We start from the raw sequence: 13,495 nt of genomic DNA, 5'->3' as shown, positions 1-13,495 counted from the left end.
AATCCTCCTACTTACGCTTCTTCGCCAACAGTTTCGTCTTCAATGCCCAATTCTTGTTTGATCCAATCATAACCTTCCGCTTCCAAGCGGGCAGCAAGTTCAGGACCACCTGATTTTACGACACGTCCTTGCATCATAACATGTACATAGTCAGGAGTGATGTAATTCAATAGACGTTGGTAGTGAGTGATGATCAAGCATCCAAAGTCTTCTCCGCGCATTTCATTGATTCCTTTTGAAACGACTTTAAGTGCATCGATATCAAGCCCTGAATCAATCTCATCTAAAATGGCAATTTTAGGTTGAATCATCATTAATTGAAGAATCTCGTTACGTTTTTTCTCTCCGCCGGAAAAACCTTCATTTAAATAGCGTTGTGCCATATCTTCATCCATTTCAAGGAATTCCATTTTTTGGTCCATCTGACGGATGAATTTCATCAATGAAATTTCATCGCCTTCTTCACGGCGTGCATTAATGGAAGAACGTAAGAAGTCGGCGTTTGTAACACCATTGATTTCACTTGGATATTGCATAGCAAGGAATAGACCGACACGAGCACGCTCGTCGACTTCCATTTCCAAAACGTCTTCACCATCGAATGTGATGCTTCCGCTTGTTACTTCATATTTTGGGTGACCCATGATTGCTGATGATAAAGTTGATTTACCAGTTCCATTGGGTCCCATGATCGCATGGATTTCTCCACCTTTAACTTCAAGGTTAACCCCTTTTAAAATCTCTTTACCTTCAATAGATACGTGAAGATCTTTAACCGTTAATGTAGAAGCTGACATAATAATACCTCCGTGAACTAATTCCTATTTTATTACCAGAAAGAAAAACTTTCTTTACTATAATTTTCGTAAAAGCATTCTCACTTTATTCTCATTCCAATTTTATAACAAATCCAATTTAGAATCAACTAATATAGATAGGGGTTTCTACTTCTTACATGGTGAAAACCTGTCCAATTATAATAATACTAACAGTTATAGCCAACATACAGCATATTAAGCCTTATTTAGCTTTTGTTAAAATTATCTTATTATTCGGCAAATCTTTGTTCTTATTAATATATGTTCAAAAGATTTGGTTGGAAGGCATGAACGGTTCACTTTGAAAAGAAAAAAATCGGACTGTTTGGTGTTATGTAAGATAATCCAATAAGGAAACCCTTATTTTCTGGACCACTTATCATTTTACCTCTACAGACCGATCTTTTAAAGAACTCTTTTATATGCTTAGCCGTGAATTTTGCGTTGTAGGTCTAGAACCATTTTGTTGCACTTTTCATGTTCCCTATCTCGTTCCTTCTCAACCTCGATACGGAGGTCTAAGTTTCTACTGTACTCACTGTAGCCAATCCCATGTGAAGACTGCATCGCCTTTTCCATTTCGCTTGTTACATTTAACTCTAGAGTATTGATAGTGAACCATCCTTTCAAATTTGTGTTTCATTTTATTTCTTTCTTTAACCTTTTACCCTACTTTTCATACTTTAAACATAAAAAAAAACGACCCGAATTAAATCAGGCCGTTCCTCTTGAATCATTTATCCGCTGGTACAACCGCACCTTTGTATTCCTTAAGGATGAAATCTTTGATTTCTTTAGAATGCAATACTTCTACAAGCGCTTTGATTTCTTCTTTATTTTCATCGCCTTTATTTACAGCGATGACATTCACATAAGGTGATTCGGAATCTTCGATCGCAATTGAATCTTTCAATGGATTCAAGCCAGCGTCGATTGCATAGTTAGAGTTGATCAAAACAGCATCGCCTTCGCCGCTTTCATAGATTTTCGGAAGTAATGCCGCCTCATATTCAGCGTCGAATTTAAAGTTTTTCTTATTTTCAATGATGTCTTTCGTTGTAGCTGTCGTTTTATCGACGCCCTCTTTCAACTTGATGAGGCCATTCCTTTCCAACAGTGATAAAGCACGGCCATGGTCAGCGACAGAGCTGCTTAAAATGATCGTTGCTCCATCAGGAAGTTTATCGATGCTTTTATATTTTTGTGAATATAAACCGATAGGCTCGATGTGGATCCCGCCCGCATTGACGAAATCATATCCATTCTCTTTAATTGCCGACTCTAAGAAAGGTAAGTGTTGAAAATAGTTAGCATCCAATTCCTTATCGTTTAACGCCTTATTCGGTAAAACATAGTCCTGGAATGTTTCGATTTCCAAATCGATGCCTTTTTCTTTAAGTATTGGCTTTGCTTTCTCAAGGATTTCAGCATGCGGAACATTTGATGCACCTACAACTAATTTCTTCGATTCTTTTTCCGTATCGCTGCCGCTTTTATCCTTTTCACTTCCACAAGCTGCCAAAGCGATCGATAACACTAAAATTAATGCAAATCCCAAAAACTTTTTCATTCAATTCATCTCCCTTTATCTTTTGTCCAATTTAGATGTAATCATATCTCCAATAATTTGAATAATGAAGACGATAATTAAAATAACGATAGTCGCTACAAGAGTAACGTCATTGTGATTTCTTTGATAACCGTCCAGATAGGCTAGATTACCAAGCCCTCCTGCACCGATGACACCAGCCATTGCTGTGTAGCCGACCAATGCAATCGATGTTACCGTAATCCCGGAAATAAGGGCCGGCATCGACTCTGGAAGCAGTACCTTCCAAATGATCGTGCTCGTTTTAGCCCCCATAGATTTAGCAGCTTCAATTACACCTTTATCGATTTCACGGAGGCCGATTTCAACCATACGTGCATAAAATGGGGCCGCACCGATAATAAGTGCTGGCAGTGCAGCATTCTCACCAATCATGGAACCGACAAGTGCTTTAGTGAATGGAATGAGCAGCACGATCAAAATAAGAAACGGAATGGAACGGAATATATTAACGACAGCACTCATGACCACGTTAACCGCCCGATTTTGCCACATATTCCCTTTCCCTGTCAAGAACAGGATCAACCCTAATAGTATGCCTATAAAAAAGGTAGCTACTACAGAGATGCTCGTCATATATAGTGTTTCTTTCGTTGCTTCAATAATGTCTTCCCAATCCACATTCGGCAATAATTCTTCAAGCATGAGTAATCACCTCCACGCCTACCTGCTGCTCTTTAATGAATTCGATTGCGCGGAGCATTTCATCCTCTGTGCCATCAAGATGGATGAACAGCGTTCCATATGAACCACTTCTCGTTTGGGATATCTTACCTTGAACGATATTGACGTCCAACTCGAAGTTACGTACGAGCTTGGTGATCAACGGACTTTCGGCATGGTCCCCTACAAAGGTCAGTTGAATAACTTTACCTGCAGGAAAGCGTTCGAGTAAATGGTCCATTGTTTCTTTCGTTTCTTCCGGTTCCGTTACCTGTTGCACGAAACGCTTTGTCATTTGTTCTTTAGGATTCTTGAAAACATCCAGCACAGGTCCCTGTTCAACAACTTGCCCGCTTTCCATCACAGCCACACGGTGACAGATTTTACGTATTACATGCATCTCATGTGTTATCAACACAATCGTTAGCCCAAGGCGCTGATTGATGTCAACAAGCAATTCAAGAATTGAATCAGTAGTCTGTGGATCTAAAGCAGAAGTCGCTTCATCACATAGCAGTACTTTAGGATCATTGGCAAGAGCCCTGGCTATTCCCACCCTTTGCTTTTGCCCACCGCTCAATTGCGATGGATAAGCCTTTTCCCTGCCTTCCAGTCCGACTAACTTGATTAATTCGTTCACACGCTTGGTGCGTTCATATTTCGAAACTCCTGCAATTTCCAACGGAAAGGATATGTTCTCCTGGACGGTCCTGGACCACAATAGATTGAAATGTTGGAAAATCATGCTGATTTCTTGACGGGCCTTACGAAGCTTTGCCCCATTTATCTTAGAAATTTCCTTATCAGCCACCACAACGGATCCCTCCGTGGGTGTTTCCAAGCCATTGAGCATTCTGATCAAAGTACTTTTCCCAGCTCCACTGTAGCCAATAATACCGAAAATCTCGCCTTTATTTATTTCAACATTTACATTATTTACAGCCTTGATCGTCTCACTGCTTCCTTTTCCTGTTCGAAACAGCTTACTGACATTAGTCAATGTAATCATTAATACTCACCTCTTTTATCCAATAAAACCTATGAACTTAGTTGATTTCTCTACATAATTAGTTTGTGCTTTTAACAATTTCGCTGCCCATGCAAAGGTTACCCCAATATGGAATAGAAAAAACCTTTCTGCATGAGCAGAAAGGCAGGTAAAAAGATTGGCCTTCCTCTCATCTTCCAAAGTAATTAAACTTTGTGTGAATTGGCACCTTTCCAAGGAAATTTCCTTGTCGGTTGCCGGGTTTCATCGGGCACATCCCTCCACCTCTCTTGATAAGAGCTAATATATAGAATATTTTGTACATCATTAAGTTCTTTAGTATGGTGAAATTTTATCATAGATAAAAAAGGAGTGCAATGTATAATATTTCTATAATAATATGAACTTGTCTTTTCCTTAAATCGTTTTAGAAGCCAAGGAGACGATATTCGTCGCTTTTTCAATTGCCTGCTCTAAATCTTCAATTAAATCCTCAACATTTTCTATCCCAATGGATAGTCGGACTTGATCAGCACTCACACCCGCTTTCGCCAGACCTGCCTCATTCAATTGTTGATGGGTCGTACTGGCGGGATGGATGATTAAACTCTTAGCATCCCCAACATTCGCTACATGGGACCATAATTCAACCGAATTGATAAGTTTTGCTCCGGCCTCACGGTCACCTTGTATTCCGAAGGTCACAACCGCTCCAGCTCCCTTAGGCAAGTATTTATCTGCAAGGGCTTTATCCGGATGATCCTCATTAGCAGGATATGAAACCCAGGTCACAGCCGGTTGATTTCTCAAATATTGAATGACAGACTTGGTGTTCGAGATATGCTCTTTCATTCTTACATGCAGCGTTTCAAGTCCAAGCGTAAACTGAAATGCACTTTGGGCACTTAACGAAGGGCCTAAATCACGAAGTAATTGCACACGGGCTTTTGTAATAAAAGCAGCGGGTCCAACTGCCTCCGAGTACACGAGACCATCGTAGCTTGGATCAGGCTCGGTAAAGCCAGGGTAGTTTGGCGAGTTCCAGTCGAACTTCCCTCCGTCCACAATGACACCGCCTAATGTCGTTCCATTACCCAATAGCCATTTTGTAGCAGAGTGGATGACAATATCCGCTCCAAAATCAATGGGTCTGCAAAGATATGGTGTAGCGAAGGTATTATCGATAATTAAAGGTATGCCGGCATCGTGGGCGATATCCGCTACTGCTTCGATATCTAAAACCCTCAAGCTTGGATTTCCAATTGTTTCAGCAAATATGGCTTTTGTTTTTGGCGTAATCGCCCTTTTAAAATTTTCAGGGTCATCAGGGGAGACGAATTTCACTTTAATCCCATATTTAGGGAGAGTATTTTCAAAAAGATTATACGTACCACCATACAATGTAGAGGCTGAAACAATCTCATCCCCTGCACCGGCAATATTTAAGATTGACAGGGAAATGGCCGCCATTCCGCTTGCTGTTGCCAATCCGCCGATCCCGCCTTCCAATAAGGCCATTCTTTCCTCGAAAACGCTGACCGTGGGGTTATGGAGTCGAGAATAGATATAGCCATTCTCCTTTAAGCCAAATAAATTCGCTGCATGGTCGGTGTCTTTGAACAAGTATGCATTGCTTTGGTAAATAGGAACTGCACGGGCACCTGTTTCATCAGCTTGCAGACCACCATGAACACTCAATGTTTCGAAACGCAACTTTTTCTCTGACATAGGCTTTCTCCTCTTCTTCTATCGATTTAGTTGGAATTATAATAAAACCGGGAAATCCATTGAATAACAAAAAAACCACTTCCACAAGAAGAGGTTTTCATACACACCTCATCTTCCAGAGCCAACACTCTGCTGGAATTAGCACCGTATATAAATTTATACCGGTTGCCGGGCTTCGTCGGGCCAGTCCCTCCGCCACTCTTGATAAGAACTATTAAATTCAGCAGTTACTTTCTTAATTCAAAATATAGCATTTTACATTTATCCAGTCAATGAATAGTTAGAATATTCTTTGTTTTATTTAGATTTTGGCCCTTACCTATACAAAGCTAAAAAACCAACCCGTAACTGGTTGGTTTCTTAGCTAATTTCCTTAAGCAATCCATACAAATAAGGAACGGATTGAAAGGCATATATTTTTTTGTACAGCTTTCCTTCTTTGAAAAGCAATAAACAAGGGACGCTTTCAATTTCATACGATTCCGCAAATGCTTGAACATAATTCATGTTCATTTTGCCTGCCTTAAAATCCGGGAAAAGTTCCAATGAAATCGTCAGCATCTTGGAAGCCACCTGACAGGTACCACATAAAGGCGTATATAAATATAAGCAAAAGGTTTCCCCTTTTTCAACAGCAAGCTGACACTCTTCTTCTTTCCATTCCCGCATCAATTAGTCGTTCACCCTTTGACTTAAATATTTCATTTTCACATTCATATTGGCAGATAAAAGGACAGTTGCGATATGATGTTCGGGCGAGCTTTCCACTTCCTTGTACATTTTATTAATGTACAAGTGGTTCGCTTCCGGCATTTCCCTCCGGAATTGCTTCCGCAGCTTTTCTCCTGATTCATCTGCGTCAAAAAGGAGATAGACATCACGATCCATTAATTCATCAACAAATTCATCTAGCTTAGTTAATGATATGGTTCCATTCGTACATCTTATTTCCACATCTTCATTTAAAACGGAGGCAACTTTTCTTCTATCGGAACTGCCTTCTACAATGATCACTTTATCGAATTCGCCGCATTCCATGTCATCACTCCATCTCACGAATTATGTGCGCAACTGCCATATCCAAAATGAAAAAGAGAGCAGGCCATTATCTGGCCCCCTCTACTTCGCTTTAACCGTTAATCAAGCTCTCATATTCTTCAGCGCTCATCAGGTTTTCAATATCACTGCTATTTGCTGGTTCCAGCACGATCATCCATGCTTTTTCAAAAGGAGATTCATTCACATACTCAGGGTTGTCACTTAAATCATCGTTCACTTCAACAACCTTGCCACTGATTGGAGCATAAAGCTCAGAAACGGTTTTAACGGATTCAACACTTCCAAATGGCTCGTTCGCTTTCAATTCATCCCCGACCTCTGGAAGCTCGACGAAAACGATGTCCCCAAGTTCGGACTGGGCAAAAGCTGTTATTCCGATGCGGACTGTTCCATCTTCCGTTTTGACCCATTCATGTTCTTTAGTGTAACGAAGTTCTTTTGGCGTTGTCATTATTAATTCCCTCCATATGTACATCTTGTTTTATCTATTACATTATAAGGTAGAACTTTGTTTTAAGTAAGAAATTAACCAAATATTTTGTGTAATTTTAGTTCCAAGCCTGTTCGAATTGCTCTTCTTTGAAACCCACTGTCACTTTAGTGCCATCCGTTACAATCGGTCTTTTTAGCAGCATGCCATCAGTGGACAATATATCAAGCATCTCTGTTTCAGAAGCTTCTTTCAGCTTATCCTTTAACCCGAGCTCCCGATATTTTTGACCGCTAGTATTGAAAAACTTCTTCAACTCTAATCCGCTGTTTTTATAAAGTTGTTCGATTTCAGTTCGAGAAGGTGGATTTTCCGCTATATGGATCGCTTCATATTGCAGTTCATGACTATCCAACCACTTCTTCGCATTACGGCATGTGCCGCATTTTGGGTACCAATATAATGTTAATCCCATCATTTCACCACCTACCAATAGAATACCCGTTTTCACCACGCAATACAACGAAATGTCCTTTGATTTTCCAACGTGATTTCATCAAAGCAAAGGGAATGCCTATTACGGGCATTCCCTTTTAAGATTTCAATTTATTTCTTAAAGTGCGTATTTTTCCGTTTCGATAACCTTAACTGAAGCTTCACGTTTTTTCGCAATGACATTGATTGGATTGTGTCTTGTCAGCTTGCGAAGCGAAGAAAGCATGATGCGAAGAGTATCGCCTGTTTCTACGGCAATTAACGTTTCCTTTGCATGCTGCTCTATTTCATTGAAAGCTTCTTGAACGAAAATTTCAGTGTAAAGGACTTTTTGTTTGTTCTTCTCCAGCCCGGTGGCCGCAATGGCTTTTTCCGTACGTAATACCACCGATTCTGCAGCATATGCAAGAGATGCTATATCAGCAATGTTGGAGAGGATTTCTTGTTCCTGATCAAGTCTTGTTCCGTATTTCTGTGCAGCAAGACCAGCTGCCAAAATACCGATTTTCTTGGCGTTTCTAACAAGCATTTTTTCTTGTGCCAATGGCTCATCGCCAGGTTCCTCCGGCATCATCATCATTAATTCCTCTTGCAGGCCTTGAGCTTTTTGAAGAAGCGGCAATTCTCCTTTAAGTGCTTTTTTCAGGAAAGTTCCCGGGACAAGCAAGCGATTGATTTCATTTGTGCCTTCAAAAATTCGGTTAATACGGGAATCACGATAGGCTTTCTCAATTTCATATTCCTGCATGAAACCATAACCGCCATGAAGCTGCACGCCTTCGTCCGTTACGTAATCCAATACTTCAGATGCAAAGAATTTATTCAAAGAACACTCTATTGCATATTCAGCGATTGCTGCTGCCATTGATTTACCATCTTTCACTTGTTCATCCGTCAACTTGCTTTGTCTTTGATCATAAAGACCAACGGTACGGTATACTGAGCTTTCTGCTGCATAGATTTTAGAAGCCATTGTTGCAAGTTTCTCTTTTGTCAAATTAAAATCAGAAATTTTTGTTTTGAACTGTTGGCGTTGATTTGTATAAGCGGCTGTAATTTCAAGAGCGCGTTTAGATCCGCCGACTGCACCAACACCTAATTTATAACGGCCAATATTCAAGATATTGAAAGCAATGACATGCCCTTTTCCGGCTACACCCAAAAGGTTTTCAATTGGTACATGAACATCCTCCAGGATCAATGTGCGTGTAGATGAGCTCTTAATGCCCATTTTCTTCTCTTCCGCACCAGTGGATACGCCCTTATATTCACGCTCAACAATGAAGGCTGAGAATTGTTCGCCGTTGATTTTAGCGTATACACAGAAGACATCTGCAAAACCGGCATTAGTTATCCATTGTTTTTCGCCATTTAAAATATAGTGTGTTCCTTCTGCATTCAATTTCGCTGTTGTTTTTGCTCCTAAAGCATCCGATCCTGAGCTTGGCTCCGTTAAAGCATAAGCGGCAATTTTTTCACCTGTTGCCAGTAAGGGGAGGTATTTTTTCTTTTGTTCTTCATTGCCGAATAATACGATTGGCAAAGATCCGATCCCTACATGTGCACCATGCGTAATTCCGAAGCCGCCTGCAAGAGCCATTTTTTCTGTAATTAGCGCCGAACTGATTTTATCTAGACCCAATCCGCTGTATTCTTCAGGAACGTCAGCACCAAGTAAACCGATTTCACCTGCATGCTTCAGTAATTTAACAGAACGGTCGAATTCATGGTTTTCTAAATGTTCAACTTGCGGCAGAATTTCATTCACAACGAAATCTTCAGAAGTTTTGGCAATCATTTTATGCTCATCGGAATAATCCTCCGGAGTAAACACTTGATCATACGAAATATCTTCTACTAAAAAGGCTCCACCTTTAATGAGGTTATCTTTTGTTTGATTGGACATGTCATTTCCTCCTAAGTATAAATATATTAAATCTTCCGGAAGCATGTTGACAGCATCCGGAAAGGTTGTTTACGCTAGTAATTCGAATACTCCAGCAGCGCCCATTCCGCCGCCGATACACATTGTAACAACTCCGAATTGTTGGTTTCTTCGCTTCATTTCATGAAGCAGGCTTAATGTCAATTTAGCTCCGGAACACCCAAGGGGGTGGCCTAAGGCAATCGCTCCGCCATTAACATTGACAATCTCTTCATTCAATCCCAGCTCACGAATGATTTGTATGGATTGAGAAGCAAAGGCTTCGTTCAATTCAAATAAACCAATATCAGATAGCTCAAGTCCAGCTAGTTTCAAAGCTTTAGGAATGGCAGCGATTGGACCGATGCCCATAATTTCAGGTGGTACACCTGCTACAGCAAAGGAACGGAACTTACCCATCGGTTTCATCCCTAATGAAGAGGCCTTTTCCCCATCCATGACCATGACCGCGGCTGCACCATCACTCGTTTGTGATGAATTCCCTGCTGTTACGGATCCTGTAACAGAGAATGCAGGTCTTAGTTTTTTTAGCACTTCAGCAGTCGTACCTGGACGAACGCCCTCATCCTGTGTAAAAGTAAATGATTTTTCCTTTAACTTAAGATCTGGTCCCACTGAACGAAGGGTTACGTCAACCGGTACGATCTCATCCGAAAACTTTCCTTCTGCAATGGCCTTAGCCGCCTTTTGATGACTTCTAACTGAAAATGCATCTTGATCGTCACGGGAAATGCCGTATTTTTTTGCAACGGCTTCAGCAGTGTGACCCATACCCATATAATATTCCGGTGCCGTTTCCGCAAGTCTCGCGTTCGGACGTGTTACATGGCCCATCATTGGCAAAAGGCTCATGGATTCCGCTCCGCCTGCAATGACTGTATCACTTTGGCCGAGCATGATCCTTTCCGCTCCATACGCGATACTTTGCAGCCCGCTTGAACAATAACGATTAATCGTTATCGCCGGTACTGTATACGGCAACCCTGCCAATGCGCCGATATTACGCGCCATGTTCAATCCTTGCTCGGCTTCAGGCATTGCACAACCGATAATCAGGTCATCGATGGTGCCCTCATAATTCCCTGCACGCTTTAATGTTTCCTTTACAACAAGAGCCCCTAAATCATCAGGGCGTACACTAGCAAGAGAACCTTTTTTCGCTCTTCCTACCGGAGTCCTTGCTCCAGCTACTATTACCGCTTCTTTCATGAGGATCCCCCTTACTCATTTTTAAGCTATCGATCTAGTAATCTTCGTTTTGGCCATATCTTCATCTATTCATCAATTACGCAGTGGTTTCCCTTTAACAAGCATGTGCTGCATCCTTGCCTGAGATTTAGGAGTCGATATCAGTTTTAGGAACGCTTGTTTTTCAAGGTTCAAGATATACTGTTCATCTACTTCTGTACCATATGGGAGTTTTCCCCCTGCCAGGACATATGCAAGCTCTTTCGCTATGACGAGGTCATGATCAGATAAGAATCCTGAAAGGCGCATGGATTCAGCCCCTAATAGAAGTGCAGCATATCCCGTTTCACCTACGACAGGAATCTTTGTACGGGCTGGAGCGGTATAACCTTGTTCATGCATGGAAAGTACTGCCTGCTTCGCATCATATAGCTGATGATCCGCATTCACGCTTATTCCATCAGATGAATTAAGGAAATTATTCCCTCGTGCTTCCTCAGCAGAGGTCGAAACTTTTGCCATGGCGACCGTTTCAAATACTTGGTTGGCCACTTTTTGTAAATCGAAGTCGACGCCCTTTGGCATATTCTTCAATGTCTTCACGTAAAGCTCTTTTGTCCCGCCACCGCCTGGGATCAATCCTACACCTGCTTCTACAAGACCCATATATGTTTCTGTCGTTGCCTGGATGCGTGCAGCTGGAAGAGATACTTCAGCACCGCCGCCAAGTGTCATATTAAAAGGAGCCACCACTACAGGAACTGCACTGTACTTAATTTTTAGCATGGCCTTTTGGAATTGGCTGATGACCATATCCAGTTCAAAAATATTGTCATCTTGCGCTTCCATCAACATCATTGCAATATTAGCGCCTACACAGAAGTTTTTGCCTTGGTTTCCGATGACCAGGCCTTTAAAGTTCGCTTCCGCTTCATCGACTGCCGCATTGATCATTTGCATGATATCTAGGCCGATAGTATTATTGGGAGAAGTGAATTCAAGGAGAGCCACCCCATCACCGATATCTATCAAGCTGGCACCGCTGTTTTTCTTGATTACGCCTTTTTGCTTCTTGATTGCTTTAAGATTGATCACTTTAGGATTTTCGACGAGTTCTTTATATTCACCATTATCATAGTAGTGAACGATGCCACTTTCCTCTGTATAGAATGAAGTAAAGCCCTTAGCGAGCATATCCTTTACCCATTGGGGAACTGTGATTCCTTCAGTTTCCATACGTGCTACCGATTTTTCTACACCTATCGCATCCCAGGTTTCAAAAGGACCTGTGGACCAACCGAATCCCCATTTCATCGCTTGGTCGATTGCCACGATGTCATCGGCAATGTCTCCAAGCAATTGGGCAGAATACACAAGCACTGGATTCAGTACATCCCAAAGTAATTGGCCGGCACGGTCCTCGCTATAAACGAGCGCTTTCATTTTATTAGCTAAACCCTTGGCCTGTTTTGCCATTTCCATAGAAGGTGTTTTTAATTTTTTTCGAGCATCATATTCAAGCGTATCTGGATTCAGTTCAAGGATTTCCTTGCCCTTTTTCAAGAAAAACCCTTGGCCTGACTTGCTTCCAAGCCACCCATTCTTAAGCATTGCCTTCATGAAATCAGGTATTTTGAAAACTTCTTTTTCTTCACCATCGACCTGGTCATATACGTTTTTGGCAACATGTGCAAAGGTGTCCAATCCAACTACATCAAGTGTCCGGAAAGTCGCGCTGGTTGCCCTTCCGATCAATGGTCCTGTAACCGAGTCGACTTCACCTACACTGTACCCGCCTTTTTGCATTTCCCGAAGGGTGACCAACAAACCGTAAGTGCCAATGCGGTTAGCGATGAAGTTTGGTGTATCCTTGGCTTCGACGACACCTTTCCCCAGTACATCTTCGCCGAATCGTTTCATGTAATCGAGCACTTCTGTTGAAGTTGCTTTAGTCGGAATGACTTCTAACAATTTAAGATATCGCGGTGGATTGAAGAAGTGGGTTCCCAGGAAGTGCTTTTGAAAATCCTCGGAGCGTCCTTCTGCCATCGCTTCGATTGAAATTCCAGATGTATTCGATGAAATGATGCTTCCTGGTTTACGATGTCGATCAACTTGGGCAAATACACTTTGCTTAACTTCCAGTTTCTCAACGACCACTTCGATGACCCAGTCGACATCCTTTAAACGGCTTATATCATCTTCCAAGTTTCCCGCCTCGATCAACGCAAGATTTCCCTTAGCCGAAAGCGGAGCTGGTTTTTGTTTTAAAAGTTTTGTAATCGCAGTTTGGCTAATGCGGTTACGTACTTGTTTATTTTCTAATGTCAGTCCCTTTTTCTTTTCATCCTCAGTGAGTTCGCGAGGTACAATATCCAATAATAAAGTCGGAATGCCGATGTTAGCAAGATGTGCAGCAATCCCTGATCCCATAACTCCTGACCCTAGAACAGCAGCCTTTCGTATTTGTCGAACCAAGTTTAAATCCCCCTTACGCAATGTATTGAATGAATGCTCATTCATTTTTAATCCAAAAAATTTTGAATATTTTTTCTTATTACTAATATAGAAT

General features: G+C 41.5%; 13 protein-coding genes and 2 riboswitches. All 13 genes read right to left on the bottom strand.

The features are described 5' to 3' along the window. Positions 1-11: 11 nt before the first annotated feature. Positions 12-797, bottom strand: coding sequence for a Fe-S cluster assembly ATPase SufC (gene sufC / locus ACFWE9_RS12185; protein WP_230161883.1), 786 nt, complete (start codon positions 795-797; stop codon positions 12-14). A gap of 447 nt (positions 798-1,244) precedes the next feature. Further along, positions 1,245-1,385, bottom strand: coding sequence for a YuzK family famiily protein (locus ACFWE9_RS27130; protein ID WP_483313630.1), 141 nt, complete (start codon positions 1,383-1,385; stop codon positions 1,245-1,247). Positions 1,386-1,551: 166 nt separating this feature from the next. Further along, positions 1,552-2,388, bottom strand: a complete 837-nt coding sequence (locus tag ACFWE9_RS12180) for a MetQ/NlpA family ABC transporter substrate-binding protein (RefSeq protein WP_230161885.1) — start codon at positions 2,386-2,388, stop codon at positions 1,552-1,554. 15 nt (positions 2,389-2,403) lie between these two features. Then, positions 2,404-3,072: a methionine ABC transporter permease gene (locus tag ACFWE9_RS12175; RefSeq protein WP_230161887.1), complete on the bottom strand. Its 669-nt coding sequence runs from the start codon at positions 3,070-3,072 to the stop codon at positions 2,404-2,406. Further along, positions 3,065-4,099 carry a methionine ABC transporter ATP-binding protein gene (locus ACFWE9_RS12170; protein ID WP_230161889.1) on the bottom strand — a complete coding sequence of 345 codons (1,035 nt, stop codon included), beginning with the start codon at positions 4,097-4,099 and terminating at the stop codon, positions 3,065-3,067. Before ACFWE9_RS12170 ends, ACFWE9_RS12175 begins: the two co-directional genes overlap by 8 nt. Before the next feature lie 166 nt (positions 4,100-4,265). Continuing rightward, positions 4,266-4,378, bottom strand: a riboswitch (SAM riboswitch). A gap of 117 nt (positions 4,379-4,495) precedes the next feature. Continuing rightward, positions 4,496-5,806 (bottom strand): O-acetylhomoserine aminocarboxypropyltransferase/cysteine synthase family protein, encoded by a 1,311-nt coding sequence (locus ACFWE9_RS12165; RefSeq protein ID WP_230161891.1) that lies wholly within the window; start codon positions 5,804-5,806, stop codon positions 4,496-4,498. Between the two features lie 105 nt (positions 5,807-5,911). Beyond that, positions 5,912-6,017: riboswitch (SAM riboswitch) on the bottom strand. Positions 6,018-6,166: 149 nt separating this feature from the next. Further along, positions 6,167-6,475 (bottom strand): thioredoxin family protein, encoded by a 309-nt coding sequence (locus tag ACFWE9_RS12160; RefSeq protein WP_230161965.1) that lies wholly within the window; start codon positions 6,473-6,475, stop codon positions 6,167-6,169. A 3-nt stretch (positions 6,476-6,478) separates the two neighbouring features. Next, positions 6,479-6,844, bottom strand: a complete 366-nt coding sequence (locus tag ACFWE9_RS12155) for a toprim domain-containing protein (protein ID WP_230161893.1) — start codon at positions 6,842-6,844, stop codon at positions 6,479-6,481. Between the two features lie 91 nt (positions 6,845-6,935). Continuing rightward, a complete protein-coding gene (gcvH, locus tag ACFWE9_RS12150; RefSeq protein ID WP_230161895.1) occupies positions 6,936-7,316 on the bottom strand; it encodes a glycine cleavage system protein GcvH in 381 nt (126 codons plus the stop codon). Positions 7,317-7,413: 97 nt separating this feature from the next. Continuing rightward, positions 7,414-7,770, bottom strand: coding sequence for an arsenate reductase family protein (locus ACFWE9_RS12145; protein WP_230161898.1), 357 nt, complete (start codon positions 7,768-7,770; stop codon positions 7,414-7,416). A gap of 138 nt (positions 7,771-7,908) precedes the next feature. Beyond that, entirely contained in the window at positions 7,909-9,696 is a 1,788-nt protein-coding gene (locus ACFWE9_RS12140) for an acyl-CoA dehydrogenase family protein (RefSeq protein ID WP_230161900.1), read from the bottom strand. A gap of 69 nt (positions 9,697-9,765) precedes the next feature. Beyond that, positions 9,766-10,944 (bottom strand): acetyl-CoA C-acetyltransferase, encoded by a 1,179-nt coding sequence (locus tag ACFWE9_RS12135; RefSeq protein ID WP_137023769.1) that lies wholly within the window; start codon positions 10,942-10,944, stop codon positions 9,766-9,768. 72 nt (positions 10,945-11,016) lie between these two features. Beyond that, positions 11,017-13,401 (bottom strand): 3-hydroxyacyl-CoA dehydrogenase/enoyl-CoA hydratase family protein, encoded by a 2,385-nt coding sequence (locus tag ACFWE9_RS12130; RefSeq protein ID WP_377356941.1) that lies wholly within the window; start codon positions 13,399-13,401, stop codon positions 11,017-11,019. Positions 13,402-13,495 lie beyond the last annotated feature (94 nt).

Origin of the sequence: Peribacillus sp. NPDC060253 (assembly GCF_042727425.1) — a bacterium.
Taxonomy (GTDB): domain Bacteria; phylum Bacillota; class Bacilli; order Bacillales; family DSM-1321; genus Peribacillus.
Note: the sequence above shows the minus strand (reverse complement) of the source record. Positions and strands in the feature narration are given on the sequence as shown.